This is a genomic window from Psychromonas sp. MME1 (assembly GCF_041080865.1).
Lineage (GTDB): Bacteria > Pseudomonadota > Gammaproteobacteria > Enterobacterales > Psychromonadaceae > Psychromonas.
On the sequence record NZ_CP160906.1, the window covers coordinates 2,973,332 to 2,989,482 of the forward strand.

Sequence of the window (16,151 nt, forward strand, 5' to 3'; positions counted from 1 at the left end):
GCACTAATGGCACCTTGAATTGAGTCGATCTGTTATGTTAACGGAGCCCCAAAAAGAATGGGCTATCCTGTTGAATTGTTTCGCCACTATCACTGGTTAATATGAGACTAACCATCAATTTTTTCGCTTTTATACCATAGGGATCAACGGCAATGGCTATTGGTTGGGTGAGGATTTCACCCGATTGTATATGAATTTCCGTTGGCCCGAGCAATTTAGCATTTTCTAACCCTGAAAAAGTTAAGCGGTAGGTTTGTGCTTGCATGGTTTTATTGACGATTTTCAGGGTATAGGTGTTTTCGATTAATCCTTCGCTATTTTCTCGAGATAGTGCCGTTCTATCTCGTACAACTTCTAGCTCAAAACTACTTAAGTTAGCAATATTGATGATGAAGACAGCAATCATAATAAGTAAAACAGAGCCGTAGGCTATAATTTTAGGCCGTAATACATGCTCTTTTTTACCCTCAAGAATTTGCTCAGAAGTATAGGAGATTAAACCGCGTGGATAACCCATTTTATCCATGGTTTGATCGCAGGCATCGACGCAAGCACCACAGTTAATGCATTCGTACTGAAGCCCTTCGCGAATATCAATGCCTGTTGGGCATACTTGCACACAAAGGTCGCAATCGACACAATCACCAAGCCCTAGTGCTTGCGGGTTGTCTTTACGGCGGCGCGGGCCTCGTTGCTCACCACGTTTGCTATCGTAGCCAACGATGTAGGTGTTTTTATCAAACATTGCCGATTGAAAACGGGCGTAAGGGCACATATGTGTGCACACAATTGATCGCATCCACCCGGCATTAACATAGGTGATCAAGGTAAAAAATAGGATAGTACCGACGGTTGCTGCACTCGCGTTAAGGGTAAAGAAATCATAGTAAAGTGTATTTACAGGCAGAAAGTAGGAAGCAAATGCAAGCGCGGTGAATAGTGAGACGATAATCCATCCGGTGTGCTTTGCTGTTTTACGCCATATTTTATTAAAATCCCAAGGCGTTTGATCTAAACGCTTACGTTTATTGGCAGATCCTTCAAAGCGTTCTTCAAACCAAATAAAAATAAAGGTCCAAACGGTCTGTGGACAGGTATAGCCACACCAAACGCGGCCTAAATAGGTAGTAAAAAAGAACAGCGCAAAGGCGGCGATAATAAAAATCCAAGCGAGAATGGTTAAATCCTGTGGAAAAAGCGTTAAGCCAAAAATATGAAACTGCTGTTTAGTTACATCGAGTAAAACGGCTTGATTACCATTCCAACGCATAATGGGTAATGCGAGAAAGAGTAGTATTAATCCCCAACCAGTATAACGACGTAGGCGTTGAAAAAATCCATAAGTGGCGCGAACATAAATGCGTTTACTCGGATTAAAGCGATCCACACTGGTTGTTTGCGAACTTTTGATTTCTTTAATTTTAATAGGTTGTGTCATTTATCATTACCTATAATGAATTTTAATTATAAAAAGAGAATTCACTAAACATTATTGCATTGCAACTTAATTAATTAAAAGTTGTGAATATTATGCATGTTACAGTCTTAGTAGATGGTGATCCCATGCAGATGGCTCTCTATTAATATTGCGCTTTTATTTTGATAACTTTTTTTACTCATTGTGTTTAAGTTTGTGCTACACCAATCTGTTAATACTGGGAAGGTGGCTGGATTTTCTAAATTATCGAAGAATGTAGAAAAATCACTGTTGGGTAGTATGTTCTGTGCAACGAAAAGTGCTCTAGGTTGAGTTATTTCATCAGCAATTCGATTACGGACTCCCCAAGCAATCAGATAATCAGCACAAGTTAAGTTAGCTCCTTCGGGTTTTACAACAAAGGCACTATCCATATCTATGTCGAATATTTTTTTCAACATGGTTGCTTGAAATAACATCGCGACATCTTCTGCTTTAGTAGAATAAGCATAAAGATGATTTGCCCCTTCTTGCTGCATTAATTCGCCGAGATACTCAGCACTATCCTGCTGCTGTTGTTCGTTGGGCTTATTACCTCTATACATAATTTTTGCGTGGGCGTTAAGTTCTTCATTTTGTAGAGGATAGGCATTAGCTAATAATATGTTTACTCGTTGAGAAGCAAGGTTATTAATTACTGTATTAGTGGTTTGCTTAATATCAATGTAAGGGAGTAAATTTTGTGGCATGTAATCATTAGCATGCGCTAATTCATGAAATAGTAAACTGGCCATCGGAAAGATGATATCGTCAATTGTGCGCTCACTTGGGCTGTCTAAAGGAATGGTCGTGTAGGCGTATTGATTGTCTTTGATGAAGCGATGAAAAAAATAATAGGATAAGTTTTCACCGTAGTTACTGCGATAATCTCCTTGTTGTGAAATGGTCTTTTTTTCTTCATTACTTAGCCATAAATCATAGGGGTCGATATAGATTGCTGCGCTACCAGTCCAATAAAAAGAAGGACGGATATTGTCTGCTATGACAATCGCGGTGACGGAACCCAATAAGGTGATTATTTCTGGTGGTAATTGTGTCAATAAAGTTTCAAATCGCGCCCCCATCCAATCGTGGGATACAACTACGCGTGACATAATATCGTTAATAGTTGGAGTGGGATAACTCAGCGCAATAAATGGAAGTTCAGCAATGGTGCAGGTACGTGAATAGTTCACACAGGAAGCGGGATCGACTTGTTCGTCAGGCAGCGGTTGTTGATAAGTATAAATATGGTCTAAATTATCGGCATTGTTATTAGGCTTTGATGAACTATTACAGCTTACTAATAATGTGCTGATAGCGAGGTAATAAAAGGGCCGCGCCAGCGTTAACAAATCCATGAGTATTCCTTTATATTACAAGCCATTAACTTTAAATTTATAATTGCACGATCGGTACTGATAGTTGCAATATAAAAATATTATAGGTTAAGATAATGGCATTATTACGCTAATAATCGTCCTTTTATAGGAGCCCTCTTGCCTTTAATAGTGCGGTTTGAAAATCGTCTTCACAATCTTTCGCGATACCTGGGATCATTTCATCTTTAGCTGTTTGATCCATTTTCAAATGATATATGATCACCTCATCCGTTAATTCCGTTAATGGCTTATCAAATCCAGATTGTTTGGATATTAAGGCTAATATCTCTAGTAGGCTTAATTCTTTGTTTTTTAACCAGTATGGTTTTAATAATTCTAATATTTCATTAATTCTATGGTTATCCATTATTGCATCCTCAACGATCTTTAGTTTGATAAATTATGACGTAATTCATTTAATACTTGTTTGGCGCCAGGTTTTATTGCTCGCCACATTGCAAAACTTTCTGCCGCCTGACCGACTAACATACCGAGCCCATCAATCACTAACCGAGCACCATTCTGTTTTGCCCAATTATTAAAAGGGGTTAATTGTGCGCTATACATCATATCGTAAAAAACAGTTTCTGGGCGGACTAAATTCGCTGATATAGGGACAATTTGTCCCTGTAAACTGGCTGATGTTGAATTGATTATTAAGTCAAAATCACCACTTAATTCACTAAATTCACTGGCTGTAATATTGCCGAAGGAGGTGAATATTTGTGACAACAGTTGTGCTTTAGAAAGGGTGCGATTGGCTATGACTAATTGCTGTGGTTGTTCAGCTAATAAAGGGCCACAAACACCACGAGCCGCACCACCTGCACCGAGTAATAAAATACGTGCGCCTTTTAGGGGGACATGGTTATTCTTAAGGTCTAAGACCAATCCAGCGCCATCGGTATTATCCCCAATAATAATACCGTCATCGGTCAATTTTAGAGTATTAACGGCACCCGCTAAAGTTGCGCGAGGGGTCAGTTGTTGTGCGTAAGCGAACGCTTGCTCTTTAAATGGTGCAGTTATATTACAGCCCTTGCCATTGCTAGAGAAAAAATTATCTAAGGTTGTTTTAAAATTATCAAGTGCAGGCTCAATCGCATTGTATTGCATTTGTTGTGCGGTTTGATGTGCAAAAAGAGTGTGTATAAAGGGCGATTTACTTTGTTTGATCGGGTTGCCAAAAACAGCGTATTGATCCATGAAAACTCCAACGTTGAAACAACTTATATATAGAAGTAATTTATCATTTATATGTGCTTAGGGGAAATATCGATTGTTAACTGGTTTTTAACGAAATTGTTTACCCGTTAATGCATCAAATATTTTTGATGGTGAGGATAACCCTGAGACTGGCGCATCAATTACAGCAGAAAGAAGTGGCGCATTACTAAACATCAATTTGACCTGTTCACTATCAATACAAGGCTCACATCCTGATAAGTTCGCGCTGGTGGATATTATAGGTTTGCTGAATTGTAAGCACAAATCTTGTACGACAGGGTGTGCACTCACTCGCACTGCAACACTATCAAAATCACCTGTTATTAGCTTAGAAAGCGATTTTTGTGCAGGGACGACCCAAGTTACAGGGCCTGGCCAACTCGCTTTGATCTGTTGTAGTTGTTGTTCGTTTAATGCGGAAAAATCTGCATATTTAGTAAGTTGGTCGATGTTTGCTGCGATTAATATCAACCCCTTATGTGCTGGTCGATCCTTTAAAGTGAGTATTTTTTCAATTGCAGCATCACTATCAGGATCGCAACCGAGCCCAAAGACAGCTTCCGTCGGATAAGCAATAATGCCCTCTGTTTTTAAAACATGGAGGGCATTAGATAATTGAAGATCTATCATTATTAGTGAAGGCTTACATTTCTGCTAGTTTAAGTTGCAATGCGGCATCTTTAGCGATAACTGCTTTGGCATTTTCTGCACGATCTTCTTTAACGCGTAGTGCTAATTCATCATCAGCAACAGCAAGAATCTGTGCCGCAAGGTATGCTGCATTTTTAGCACCAGCACTACCAATAGCGACGGTAGCAACAGGCACACCCGCTGGCATCATCACTGTTGAAAGCAAGGCATCGTGACCTTGTAGAGGGCCGCAATCTACTGGTACGCCTATAATAGGGCGGGTAGTGATGCCTGCCACTGCACCGGCTAAGTGAGCTGCAAGTCCTGCTGCACAGATAAACACTTTACAACCACGCGCTTCAGCATCCGTAACGTAAGCATGGGTCGCCGCTGGGGTACGGTGGGCTGAAGTAACTTTGACTTCATAACCAATAGAGAATGATTTTAGGATGTTAATTGTATTTTGCATAACAGGCAGATCTGAATCAGATCCCATTAAAATAGCAACAAATGGTTTAGACATATGTATTCCTTACAAAGTATTTAAGCAAATTGATTGCGTATCGACAAGAGAGGTAATTATATAGGCTTACTGCGGTAACCACACCCTTTTTTTGGACATATTATGCGGAACGTACTGGCCGTTTTGCGCTCAACGAGTATTGGCCAGTGGCAATCAGGACAGAACTCATTAACGGGTTTGTCATTTAGCGCATATTTGCAAGCAGGATAATTATCACAGGCGTAAAAGGTTTTTCCATAACGTGAATGACGTTGGATTAAATGACCTTTTTTACATGAAGGACAGGTAACATTGTTTTCTGTTTCTGCTTTTTCATTACTTTCTGATAATTGTGTTGTATATAAGCACTCAGGGTAAGAGCTACAGCCGATAAATAGGCCATAGCGCCCTTGTTTTAGGACTAACTCTTGATTGCACAAGGGGCAGCGTGTGCCACTAAGCACTTTTTTTATCTCACTCTTTTCGTGCAATGGGCGTAGATATGAACATTTCGGATAGCTTGAACAGCCAAAAAATGGGCCTTGTTTTCCATTACGAATTTGCAATGGCTCGCCACATTGCGGGCACTTTTCTGCAATATGTTGGTGGTGAGTTGGCAAGACGCTTGGATTATCACTCATTTAATGGATTAATCCATCTTCAAAATCAATGAGCATTGATTCAAGTTGCAAAAAAGCATCTTCATTATTGGGGTCATTATATAACACCATTAAGGTTAACCATTTTAGGTCATCCAGTTGTAATGTGTTGATATCTAATGACATGGCACAATCTATAACAACTTCACGCGTATGTGTATTTAATATATCTGCTTGCTCAAGGTAAGAGATGTAGCCCTGAACCTCATGTGATAATTTCTGCTGTTCAATAGCACTATAGACTCGATGCGATGTCTCTTTGGCTAGTTGAGTTTTACTTTGTGGATTTTTTTCATGTAAATGGGTGAGGTTGTCTAACCAAGCTAAAGCTTTAACGATGTCATTTTTTTGAAAGCCTTCTTCCAATAATTCATCGGTGATCTCTTGGGCGTTGATCTCAATGCTTTGATCAATTTGTATATAACTTTCAAAAAGATAAACTATAATTTCAAACATAATTCGCCTTAAAATTTAATAATTCTATATTATTTCAGCTTTGTAACTTGATGTAGCCTTCTGCTGTAACGGTAATACTACCAGTTATCTCAAGTTCTATTAACTGATTTTGTAAGCTAATTATATCTAATCCACTTCGATGCATGATTTGTTCGAGTGGCGTGATATGGAAATCAATATGTTTTAATAATGGATGTGCTGCTTTCTGAGATGTCGTGGAGGAGTTGGAAGAAGAGGGGATCAGCGTTAAACATTCTTTGTATTCATTACAGATATCTTCACAATTAATCACTAATTTTGCCCCCTGCTGAATTAGGTGATGGCAACCAGACGCTTCTGGATTGTCTATTGAACCCGGTAGAGCATAAACATCTCTATTTTGTTCTAGCGCATAACGAGCGGTAATAAGCGATCCGCTACGCAGCGAAGCTTCAATGACAAATGTGCCAAGGCTTAATCCTGAGATGATTCGGTTACGCCGTGGAAAATTACTTGGAAAAGCGGCGGCCGTTGGCCAAAATTCCGAAACAAGTAATCCTTTATCAATGATTTCTTTGGCAAGTTTTATATGTCGTTTGGGATAAATGTTATCTAATCCCGTTCCCAATACTGCAATGGTTTTACCCTGTTGACTCAATGCACCTTGGTGTGCAAAACCATCGACGCCGAGTGCCAACCCACTGGTTATTGTAAAGCCGCAACGGCTTAAATCTGCACCAAATTGGTAAGCTTTTTGTTGCCCATAGGGGGTGCATTTACGACTGCCAACCAGTGCGATTTGTGGTTCTTTTAGGAGTGTAATATCGCCTTGTAAATAGAGTAATAATGGGGGATTGTTAATCTCTTTTAATTGCTCAGGATAGTCATTGCTATTAAGGCTGATAATGTGTCTATCTGAGTTGTTGCTTAGCCAGTGTAAACTCTCATCAATGCGTTTCATGTCTGGATTTAATAAGGCGTTGATCTCTGTATCTTGTAGTTTATAGCTCTGTAATGTCGCGCGATTAAGTTGTAATAGTTCACCGATGGAGTGTCGTGAAAGTAATTTTAAGAGGGTGCGTTTAGGGAGGCCTGGTACTGCATCTAAAATCAGCCAGCGTGTTATTTCTTGTTCATTATCTAAGGTATTATCGGTTTTATGAAATAAGTCGATGGCCATCTCCACAGTTTAAGCAAATGAGCCAGTCATTAACTGGCTCATGGTTAAATTAAAACTCTAGCCCTTGTATTTTATATTTTGCGCCCATGATGTCAGTACTGCGCATGATTAAAGCAATACTCACTTTTTCATATACTTTAAACACCATCAGTTCGCCAACGCGTTCAGCAGGGATAACCAAATCTGGTGCACCCATTTGCCCAAAGGCGTTAGCGTCTTCTTGATACTCAATCGCTTTTTTATCGACTAAAACATTGGGCCCGGATTGCAAAATAGAGAACATCGAGCCAATTTTTATATTTTCTCGCTTGCCTTTATTAATGACGACAACATCCCATTTGCCAATGGCACTTGAATTATTAAGAGCAGCAAGTATTTGCCCTTTCAGTGTCATTGGAACAGGCTTAGGTTGAAAGTAAGCAGGTAAGCTATCATGCTCTGGAATGGGTAAAATAAGATCCCCTTGGCGAGCTTCACGAGAGCTTTTTAAGAAATCCAGTGGCGTCATTTCGTTCGTGGAGGTTACATTTGGATTTTTAGATGACTGAGAAAGCCCAATGTAATTGAGTTCTGTCCCTAGAAATTCCTCGGTTTCAGGGTCGATATAATCCTCACCCATACGGTACACACCGTATAGTTTATATTTGTCATACTGACCCTGTGCATAGAAAACATCACCTTCAAAAAAACGTGGCGTGGCAATGGCATCGCCGAGTAAACGAGGAGCTGATTTTATTAAATCAGGATTTATCACATGATCTCTTGATAAAAATGCAGAGATAGAGGCAAGAGGTATGGTTGGAATTGCGGCTCTTTTCTCTTCTATGCGAGTAGTCGGTGATAATTTTTTCAATTGTTTACGTGTGATTTGTGGTTCACCATTTACCCAAATGAGTGTTAACACATCACCCGGATAGATTAAATGAGGGTTATCTATTTGGTTATTGGCTTGCCATAATCGCGGCCATAACCAGGGGGAATTTAAAAAATGTGCGGAGATATCCCATAATGTGTCACCCTTTTCAACGGTGTAAGTTTCTGGGTGTCCTTCCTTTAGCGTTAACACGTCAGCGAAAGCTGACATCGAAAACACAGCACCTATTAAGAGTGAGCTAATTAGCTTTAATTTCATAACAATCCCTGTTTGGTAATTAATAAAACTGTTTTTTGCCTTAGGAAATGACTAGAATTACTATTAATAAATATAAATTTAAACATTAACCTATAGAGCATTATAATATCATGGCTTTACTAGACGTATTACATTTTCCTGATAAACGATTAAGAACTGTGGCAAAAGCTGTAGCTCAGATCACACCTGAGCATAAAAAAATAGCTACAGATATGCTTGAAACGATGTATGAAGAGAACGGAGTCGGTCTTGCGGCCACACAAGTTAACATACATCAATGCATTGTTGTTATTGACGTTTCTGAAACACGTGACACACCAATGGTGTTAATCAACCCGATTATTATTGATAAATCCGGTGAAGAAGGTTCACAGGAAGGGTGCCTTTCTGTTCCTGATATCAACGCAGAAGTTAAACGAGCTGAGTTTGTGACGGTTGAGTACTTAAATCTTGACGGCGAAATGCAAACATTACAAGCCGATGGTCTATTAGCTATTTGTATTCAACATGAGCTGGATCACCTTAGCGGTAAATTGTTTATTGATTATCTGTCGCCCTTTAAGCAAAAGCGAATCAAAACAAAACTTGAAAAGTTAAAACATCAAAATGAAAAATTTGCATAAATTTTAACACCTCAATTTATTATATCGATAAGGTTAACCGTGGATAAATTAAAGATCGTTTTTGCTGGCACGCCTGATTTTGCTGCAAAGCATTTGCATGCATTACTACTTGAGTCAGAGTTTGATGTTGTTGCGGTTTATACGCAACCAGATCGTCCTGCTGGGCGAGGTAAAAAATTAACCGCCAGTGCAGTCAAAGAGCTTGCTGTGGCGAACAATATTACCGTCTATCAACCTGATAATTTTAAAGAGGCTGCAAGCGTTGAACAACTACGCGCTTTAAATGCGGATATCATGGTCGTCGTTGCTTATGGTCTGATTCTGCCAAAGGTTGTTTTAGAAACGCCGCGTTTAGGCTGCCTTAATGTGCATGGTTCATTGCTGCCTCGCTGGCGTGGCGCAGCACCTATACAGCGTGCGATTTGGGCTGGTGATGCTGAAACGGGCGTCACTATCATGCAGATGAATGAGGGGCTCGATACGGGGGATATGCTCAGTAAAGTGAGTTGCACTATCGGTGCGGTTGAAACGAGTGCGTCTCTTTATGAGAAGCTCGCTGAACAGGCGCCTTTACTCTTAGTTGATACGATCAAGCAATTAGTTCAGGGGCAGCTAACAGCACAAGTGCAAGATGAGCAGTTTGCCAACTATGCAAAAAAATTATCTAAGGATGAAGCGCTAATCGATTGGTCCTGTGATGGTGCTTTTATTGAACGCTCTATTCGTGCCTTTAATCCTTGGCCAATGAGTTATTTTATGCTTTCAGGGCAAGCCATTAAAGTGCATCGAGCGAGTTGCATTAATCAGCTTAGTGATAAGGCTGTTGGGACAATCATTGCTGCTGATAAAAAGGGTATCCAAGTTGTGACGGGGAAGGGAGTCTTGAACCTAGAGGTTATTCAGCTTGCTGGTAAAAAAGCGATGCCAGTACAAGATATTTTAAATTCTCGCCGTGAGTTATTTGCGTTGGGTACGAATTTACATCAACAGCAGGATTAAGTTAAATGAATATTAGAGCGCTTGCTGCCAAAGTGTTAAACCAAGTCGTTGAACAGGGCGTCTCATTATCTCAAGCATTACCTGCCGTGCAACAGGATCTCTCTGCTAAGGATAAAGCCCTGCTGCAAATGATCTGTTATGGGGTTTTGCGCACTTTACCTCGACTAGACTTCTTCTGTCGTTCATTAATGAATAAGAGCTTAAAAGGTAAGCAGCGTCCACTGCATTTTTTGATTCTCGTTGGTCTTTATCAGCTCCTTTATACACGCATTCCAAGCCATGCAGCGGTTGGTGAAACGGTTAATGGTGCTAAAGCACTAAAACAACCCGCATTAAAAGGGGTGGTAAATGGTGTTTTACGCAGTTTTTTACGCGAACAAGCTGATTTAATTGCCAAAGCAGATCAACAAGAAGCACTCATTTATTGTCATCCAAGTTGGTTGGTGAAGCGGTTGCAAAATGCTTATGGCAATGAAGTTGCCGCCGACATAATGAATAATAACAATCAGCAAGCGCCGATGTGGTTACGTGTTAATGGTCGCCACCATACGCGAGAAGCGTACCAAATATTATTGAATGAGGCTGAATTAGAAAACAGTCCTGCCGAGGATGCGGAAAATAACAATGCATTACGTTTAATTAAAGCGACCGACGTATATAAGCTTCCTGGATTTGAAAATGGTTGGGTCTCTGTACAAGATGGTGCTGCACAATTGGCGGCACACTATTTGGATGCTCAAGCGGGAGATTTGATCCTCGATGCCTGCGCCGCACCAGGTGGTAAAACGGTACATATGCTAGAATTGCAAGCTGGTATTAAACAAATGGTTGCCGTTGATGCCGATGAAAAACGTTTATTAAGGGTAGATGAAAACCTACAACGTCTTAATTTATCTGCAACGGTTATTCATGGTGATGCCTCGCAACCCGATAATTGGTGGAAAGGTGAGTTATTTGATCGCATTCTTTGTGATGCTCCCTGTAGTGCAACAGGGGTGATTCGTCGCCATCCAGATATTCGTTGGCTACGTCGAGATAGTGATATCGCTGAATTGGTTTCATTACAAAGGCAAATATTACATGCGCTGTGGGAAAAATTGAAACCGGGTGGTATTTTACTTTATGCAACCTGCTCTATTTTACCCGATGAAAATGCGTTACAAATTAAAGAATTTTTAGAAAGTCGCAGTGATGCAACAGCAATTGCGCTTTCGCAGCAATATAATAACGGACAAACTGAGCGTCAATTATTGCCAAATGAAGCAGGTATGGATGGCTTTTATTATGCTAAATTACAAAAATCGTTATAACGATTAGTTGTACAATCACATAGGAATAGTGGTGATAGATGAAAATTATTATTTTAGGTGCAGGTCAAGTCGGTGCATCACTGGCAGAAAATCTCGTTGGTGAAAATAACGATATAACCGTGATTGATGAATCGTCCGAACGCTTACAGGATTTACAGGATCGTTTTGATCTTCGCGTCGTGCAAGGTAGTGCATCTAGCCCCACTATTTTAAGTGAAGCTGGTGCCGATGATGCAGATATGTTAATTGCGGTCACCAATTCCGATGAAGTTAATATGGTTGCTTGTCAAATAGCGTTTACGCTCTTTAATGTACCTAAAAAAATAGCCCGCATTCGCTCACAGAGTGTTGTCATGCACGAAAAGGAGCTGTTTAATAGCGATGCTTTTCCGATTGACCATATTATCGCCCCAGAAAAGTTAGTAAGTGACTACATTATGCAGTTGATTGAGCATCCTGGCGCATTGCAGGTTGCTAATTTTGCCGATGGTAAAGTCGGGTTGGTGGCTATTAAAGCGTACTATGGTGGATCTTTGGTGGGTAATGCAATATCCACCCTGAAAGAGCACATGCCCAATATAGAGGCGCGAGTTGCTGCCATTTTCAGACGTGGAACTGCAATTAGACCACAGGGGACGACGATCATTGAGGCTGATGACGAGGTGTTCTTTATCACCGCTAGCCAGCATATTCGTGCCATCATGAGTGAAATGCAAAAGTTAGAGCAGCCCTATAAACGTATTATGATTATGGGTGGTGGTTATATTGGCGAAAGATTGGCTATACGCCTTGAAAAAGAAAACTCAGTTAAGTTAATTGAGAAAAATTTAAAACGTGCAGAATACCTATCTGAAACACTCTCTAATACGATCGTTTTTTGTGGCGATTCTTCAGACCAAGAGTTACTCGCCGAAGAGCATATTGAGCAGATCGACCTTTTCATTAGTGTTTCTAATGACGATGAGGCTAATATTATGTCTGCAATGTTGGCAAAACGTATGGGGGCACGAAAAGCAATGGTATTAATTCAGCGTGCTGCCTATGTTGAATTAGTACAAGGTGGTGTGCTTGATATTGCAATATCGCCACAGCAAGCAACTCTTTCTGCACTATTAACTCATGTCAGAAAAGCGGATTTAAAACATGTTTACTCTTTAAAAGAGGGGCAGGCTGAGGCGATTGAGATTGTTGCCCGAGGAGATAACATGACATCTAAAGTAGTTGGTAAAGCGCTGTCACAACTTAAACTACCACGGGGAACGACGATTGGTGCCATTGTTAGAGATAATAACGTTCTGATTGCACATAACAAAACCATAGTCGAAAGCGATGATCATGTAATCCTTTTTTTAGCTAATAAAAAATACATTAGTGACATCGAAAAACTATTCCAACCTAGTCCGTTTTTCCTCTAAATAGGGCCTAATAAGATGGTATTTCGACCACTCTTTTTCATCACTGGTTTAGTGTTATCTAAAATGGCTTTTTTCATGTATTTTCCGATGATTTTGGCTTTTTATTACGGCAGCCTTGGTGGGATGGAATTCTTAATGGCGATTGTACTAACCCACTTTGCCTCTTTCCTATTCCTCTATGTGGGTAAAGAGAAAGAAAGTTCTCGTTTAGGTGTGCGAGAGATGTTTTTGTTAACCACAAGTGTTTGGGTCTTAGCGAGTCTATTTGCCGCATTACCCTTTGTTTTTATTGAGCATATTAGCTATAGCGATGCTTTTTTCGAAACCATGTCGGGCATAACAACAACGGGGAGTACTGTATTACATGACTTAGATACTATGCATCATAGTGTCTTATTGTGGCGCTCGATACTACAATGGCTTGGTGGTGTCGGCTTTATTGTCATGGGGGTGGCCATTTTACCCTTTCTGAATGTTGGTGGTATGCGCCTTTTCCAAACCGAATCCTCCGATTGGTCCGATAAAAGTTCGGCTAAAACACGCACGGTTGCGTTAGATATTCTGGTTGTTTACCTGATTTTAACCGTGTTATGTATTCTAGGCTATTATTTTGCTGGCATGAGTGGTTTTGAGGCGGTTAATCATGCCATGACAACGATCTCAACGGGGGGGTATTCTACATCCGATAGTTCAATGGGGCATTTTTCTATTCTCGCTCAATGGAATGCGATTATTTTTATGTTCTTGGGTGGCTTGCCTTTTCTGCTTTTTGTTCGTGCCGTTAAAAACAGTAACGTATTTAATCTTTTTCATGATGCGCAAGTCGTGGGTTTTTTAAAGCTTATTATTTTTTCCTCTGTTAGTTTGACCATTTACCTTGTTTACACGGGGCAATTTTTCGGTGAAGAGGCACTTCGATTAAGTCTATTTAATGTTGTCTCTGTACTTACTACAACTGGGTTTGGTTTGGATGATTTCCTTACTTGGGGGGATTTCAGTGTGATGATTTTCTTTGCCTTATTATTTTGTGGAGCCTGTTCAGGATCAACAACGGGAGGGATTAAGATATTTCGTTTTCAAATTGCCTTAACACTATTTAAACGTCAGCTTATGTTATTAATGCACCCGCATGCAATTCTTCCACAGAAATACAATAATCGCCCAGTTAGTGATGATATTTTACGCTCCTTAATTGCTTTTGTTTTGGCATATTTAGGAACGATTATCATTGCAGCACTGTTATTAACATTGCTAGGTTCATCGGCAATGGAAGCAATAAGTGCATCGATCACCGCTGTTTCTAATGTTGGTCCGGGGCTAACCGCTGAAATTGGCCCGTCGGGTAACTTTGCTCATTTTTCTGATTTAGCTAAATGGATATTATCGCTTTGTATGTTACTTGGACGGTTAGAAATATTAACCGTAGCGGTATTGTTTACAACTCATTTTTGGCATCGTTAATACTCACTACACGTTGCGCCCTTTCAACTAGCCTTTCTGGTAAAGGCTGTTTGATTGGTACCCCCATATCTCTAAGCGCCTCTGTTTGTGAGATGACATTTCCACGCCCTTCACTTAACTGCTTTAGGGCGTGGTCATAGCTGCTTTGTGCTTTACCCAATTGCGCACCTAAATCCAACATGTTTTGACTAAATAGGCGCAATTTGTCATAGAGTTTGCCCGCTTGATTTGCAATTAAGCGACCATTTTTCTCTTGTTGATCAAAACGCCATAGGTTTTCAATGGTGCGTAAAGCGATCATTAAATTAGTTGGGCTTGCCAGTAATATATTATTATCTAAGGCTAATTTAACTAATTCTGGGTCGTGCTCAATGGCGCTAATAAAAGCGGGTTCAACGGCAACAAAAAGTAGTACATAGTCTAGGCTGTTGGTCGATATTAACTTTTGATAATCTTTTTTACCTAAGCCTTTGATATGCTGGCGCATAGAGATAATATGTGCCTGTAATGCTTGTTTTTGTTGATCGCTATTTTCGGCATTAAAGAAGCGCTCGTAGGCGACCAAGGAGACTTTAGAGTCAATAATAATAGTTCTATCGCCAGGCAAATTGACGATAACATCGGGCTGTAGGCGTTGTCCATGCTCATTTTTAAGGCTGACTTGGGTGTGATATTCATGTCCTTCCCTTAGCCCTGATGATTGTAAAATCCGCTGCAAAACCACTTCCCCCCAATTACCCTGCTGTTTATTATCCCCCTTTAAGGCATTGGTTAGGTTGATCGTTTCCTGTTGCATTTTTTCATTTAAAGTTGCTAGTTTAGAAACCTCATTTTGTAACTGATAGCGTTCTTTGCTTTCTGACAAATAACAATCGCTAACCTGTTTTTTAAACTCATCTAATTGTGTTTTAAAGGGATTTAATAACTGATTGAGGCTCTCTTGATTGATGGCTTTAAACTGTGCAGATTTATCATTAAAAATACGCTGTGACAGGAGTTCAAATTGTTGACTTAACTTTTCTTCACTAAATTGATGGTCGCGCAGTCTTTGCTCGCCACTTTGTAGGCGAATTTCCGTTTCTCTTAATCTTGTGGTGAGTTTATTGGTTTGCAATTGTAGTGAATCAATAAAAAGCTGCTTCTCTTGTAGCTGTTCTGTTTGTTGCTGGTTAAGTTCACTTTGAAATTGTAACGCTTGATTGCTTAATTCTAATTTAACATTAAGTGCGTTATTGGCTTTTTTTAAAGATGAAATAAACCACAGTAAGCAAAGCAGTGAGCAGCCAAGGGTGATCGATAGGATAATAACAACGGAATCTGCAGAAAAATTTAGCATTATGAGTACTCAAAACGTTGCAGGTAGTTAATGATCTTTTTATTGCTGATTTTCCAAAATAAAAGGTAGATAAGATAAATCGCAAAAACTAACCATTTATGTTTGTTTTGCCCTTGATCAAGTTGCTCAAAGCTAAATGGGCCAAAGTAAGTATTCATTACATAAACATACAATAAGATGATAATTGGAATAATGAACACCGATGATAGCTTCCAAAGTAGCAGTAGTAATTGACCTAGACGAGCTCGTAGCATGAGAGGTTCCTAGTGAGCGAACAGATAAAAAATAATCACGATAACTTTAAACAGTTACAACTAAGAAGTGAATATTTAATTATTACAAATCTGCTCTGTTCGTAAATTTTTAATTTATTTCGCTAAGTGAAACAATTAACTTACACTTTG

Annotated in this window: 17 protein-coding genes; 5 read left to right on the forward strand and 12 right to left on the reverse strand. The window is 39.8% G+C overall.

Translation table 11 applies throughout. From position 1 onward, the window contains the following. Positions 1–37 precede the first annotated feature (37 nt). From ccoG to AB2N10_RS13760, 10 genes are all read right to left on the reverse strand, one after another. Positions 38–1,438 (reverse strand): cytochrome c oxidase accessory protein CcoG, encoded by a 1,401-nt coding sequence (ccoG, locus tag AB2N10_RS13715; protein WP_354622922.1) that lies wholly within the window; start codon positions 1,436–1,438, stop codon positions 38–40. Between the two features lie 107 nt (positions 1,439–1,545). After that, the gene (locus AB2N10_RS13720) at positions 1,546–2,817 is read right to left on the reverse strand and encodes a hypothetical protein (protein WP_354622923.1); all 1,272 of its coding nucleotides are present in this window, start codon (positions 2,815–2,817) and stop codon (positions 1,546–1,548) included. Between the two features lie 124 nt (positions 2,818–2,941). Further along, positions 2,942–3,205, reverse strand: a complete 264-nt coding sequence (locus tag AB2N10_RS13725; protein WP_354622924.1) for a YihD family protein — start codon at positions 3,203–3,205, stop codon at positions 2,942–2,944. A gap of 20 nt (positions 3,206–3,225) precedes the next feature. After that, a complete protein-coding gene (gene aroE / locus AB2N10_RS13730; protein WP_369433972.1) occupies positions 3,226–4,044 on the reverse strand; it encodes a shikimate dehydrogenase in 819 nt (272 codons plus the stop codon). Positions 4,045–4,131: 87 nt separating this feature from the next. After that, the gene (locus tag AB2N10_RS13735) at positions 4,132–4,695 is read right to left on the reverse strand and encodes a Sua5/YciO/YrdC/YwlC family protein (protein ID WP_354622925.1); all 564 of its coding nucleotides are present in this window, start codon (positions 4,693–4,695) and stop codon (positions 4,132–4,134) included. A gap of 13 nt (positions 4,696–4,708) precedes the next feature. Beyond that, positions 4,709–5,218 (reverse strand): 5-(carboxyamino)imidazole ribonucleotide mutase, encoded by a 510-nt coding sequence (gene purE / locus AB2N10_RS13740; RefSeq protein ID WP_354622926.1) that lies wholly within the window; start codon positions 5,216–5,218, stop codon positions 4,709–4,711. Between the two features lie 56 nt (positions 5,219–5,274). After that, entirely contained in the window at positions 5,275–5,838 is a 564-nt protein-coding gene (locus AB2N10_RS13745) for a topoisomerase DNA-binding C4 zinc finger domain-containing protein (RefSeq protein WP_354622927.1), read from the reverse strand. Beyond that, on the reverse strand, positions 5,839–6,312 hold the full coding sequence (locus AB2N10_RS13750) for a DUF494 domain-containing protein (protein ID WP_354622928.1): 474 nt from the start codon (positions 6,310–6,312) through the stop codon (positions 5,839–5,841). 34 nt (positions 6,313–6,346) lie between these two features. Then, a complete protein-coding gene (dprA, locus tag AB2N10_RS13755; RefSeq protein ID WP_354622929.1) occupies positions 6,347–7,471 on the reverse strand; it encodes a DNA-processing protein DprA in 1,125 nt (374 codons plus the stop codon). Between the two features lie 49 nt (positions 7,472–7,520). Continuing rightward, on the reverse strand, positions 7,521–8,603 hold the full coding sequence (locus AB2N10_RS13760; protein WP_354622930.1) for a LysM peptidoglycan-binding domain-containing protein: 1,083 nt from the start codon (positions 8,601–8,603) through the stop codon (positions 7,521–7,523). 110 nt (positions 8,604–8,713) lie between these two features. Between AB2N10_RS13760 and def the strand changes: the two genes are divergently transcribed. Genes def through AB2N10_RS13785 form a run of 5 tightly spaced genes read left to right on the forward strand, consistent with a single transcriptional unit; the run spans position 8,714 to position 14,411 of the window. After that, positions 8,714–9,226: a peptide deformylase gene (gene def / locus AB2N10_RS13765; protein WP_354622931.1), complete on the forward strand. Its 513-nt coding sequence runs from the start codon at positions 8,714–8,716 to the stop codon at positions 9,224–9,226. Positions 9,227–9,265: 39 nt separating this feature from the next. Next, entirely contained in the window at positions 9,266–10,225 is a 960-nt protein-coding gene (gene fmt / locus AB2N10_RS13770; RefSeq protein WP_354622932.1) for a methionyl-tRNA formyltransferase, read from the forward strand. Positions 10,226–10,230: 5 nt separating this feature from the next. Continuing rightward, on the forward strand, positions 10,231–11,535 hold the full coding sequence (gene rsmB, locus AB2N10_RS13775; RefSeq protein ID WP_354622933.1) for a 16S rRNA (cytosine(967)-C(5))-methyltransferase RsmB: 1,305 nt from the start codon (positions 10,231–10,233) through the stop codon (positions 11,533–11,535). A gap of 38 nt (positions 11,536–11,573) precedes the next feature. Continuing rightward, positions 11,574–12,950: a Trk system potassium transporter TrkA gene (gene trkA, locus AB2N10_RS13780; protein ID WP_354622934.1), complete on the forward strand. Its 1,377-nt coding sequence runs from the start codon at positions 11,574–11,576 to the stop codon at positions 12,948–12,950. Positions 12,951–12,965: 15 nt separating this feature from the next. Next, on the forward strand, positions 12,966–14,411 hold the full coding sequence (locus AB2N10_RS13785) for a TrkH family potassium uptake protein (protein WP_369433973.1): 1,446 nt from the start codon (positions 12,966–12,968) through the stop codon (positions 14,409–14,411). Here the strand turns inward: AB2N10_RS13785 and rmuC are convergent. Beyond that, entirely contained in the window at positions 14,386–15,747 is a 1,362-nt protein-coding gene (gene rmuC, locus AB2N10_RS13790) for a DNA recombination protein RmuC (RefSeq protein ID WP_354622935.1), read from the reverse strand. The genes AB2N10_RS13785 and rmuC overlap by 26 nt on opposite strands. Beyond that, positions 15,747–16,001, reverse strand: coding sequence for a hypothetical protein (locus AB2N10_RS13795; RefSeq protein WP_354622936.1), 255 nt, complete (start codon positions 15,999–16,001; stop codon positions 15,747–15,749). Before AB2N10_RS13795 ends, rmuC begins: the two co-directional genes overlap by 1 nt. Positions 16,002–16,151: the final 150 nt, after the last annotated feature.

Bases quoted from the DNA above. Each gene is read 5' to 3' on its own strand.
- ccoG (WP_354622922.1), bottom strand. From the start codon at position 1,438: ATGACACAACCTATTAAAATTAAAGAAATCAAAAGTTCGCAAACAACC.
- AB2N10_RS13720 (WP_354622923.1), bottom strand. From the start codon at position 2,817: ATGGATTTGTTAACGCTGGCGCGGCCCTTTTATTACCTCGCTATCAGC.
- AB2N10_RS13725 (WP_354622924.1), bottom strand. From the start codon at position 3,205: ATGGATAACCATAGAATTAATGAAATATTAGAATTATTAAAACCATAC.
- aroE (WP_369433972.1), bottom strand. From the start codon at position 4,044: ATGGATCAATACGCTGTTTTTGGCAACCCGATCAAACAAAGTAAATCG.
- AB2N10_RS13735 (WP_354622925.1), bottom strand. From the start codon at position 4,695: ATGATAGATCTTCAATTATCTAATGCCCTCCATGTTTTAAAAACAGAG.
- purE (WP_354622926.1), bottom strand. From the start codon at position 5,218: ATGTCTAAACCATTTGTTGCTATTTTAATGGGATCTGATTCAGATCTG.
- AB2N10_RS13745 (WP_354622927.1), bottom strand. From the start codon at position 5,838: ATGAGTGATAATCCAAGCGTCTTGCCAACTCACCACCAACATATTGCA.
- AB2N10_RS13750 (WP_354622928.1), bottom strand. From the start codon at position 6,312: ATGTTTGAAATTATAGTTTATCTTTTTGAAAGTTATATACAAATTGAT.
- dprA (WP_354622929.1), bottom strand. From the start codon at position 7,471: ATGGCCATCGACTTATTTCATAAAACCGATAATACCTTAGATAATGAA.
- AB2N10_RS13760 (WP_354622930.1), bottom strand. From the start codon at position 8,603: ATGAAATTAAAGCTAATTAGCTCACTCTTAATAGGTGCTGTGTTTTCG.
- def (WP_354622931.1), top strand. From the start codon at position 8,714: ATGGCTTTACTAGACGTATTACATTTTCCTGATAAACGATTAAGAACT.
- rsmB (WP_354622933.1), top strand. From the start codon at position 10,231: ATGAATATTAGAGCGCTTGCTGCCAAAGTGTTAAACCAAGTCGTTGAA.
- trkA (WP_354622934.1), top strand. From the start codon at position 11,574: ATGAAAATTATTATTTTAGGTGCAGGTCAAGTCGGTGCATCACTGGCA.
- AB2N10_RS13785 (WP_369433973.1), top strand. From the start codon at position 12,966: ATGGTATTTCGACCACTCTTTTTCATCACTGGTTTAGTGTTATCTAAA.
- rmuC (WP_354622935.1), bottom strand. From the start codon at position 15,747: ATGCTAAATTTTTCTGCAGATTCCGTTGTTATTATCCTATCGATCACC.
- AB2N10_RS13795 (WP_354622936.1), bottom strand. From the start codon at position 16,001: ATGCTACGAGCTCGTCTAGGTCAATTACTACTGCTACTTTGGAAGCTA.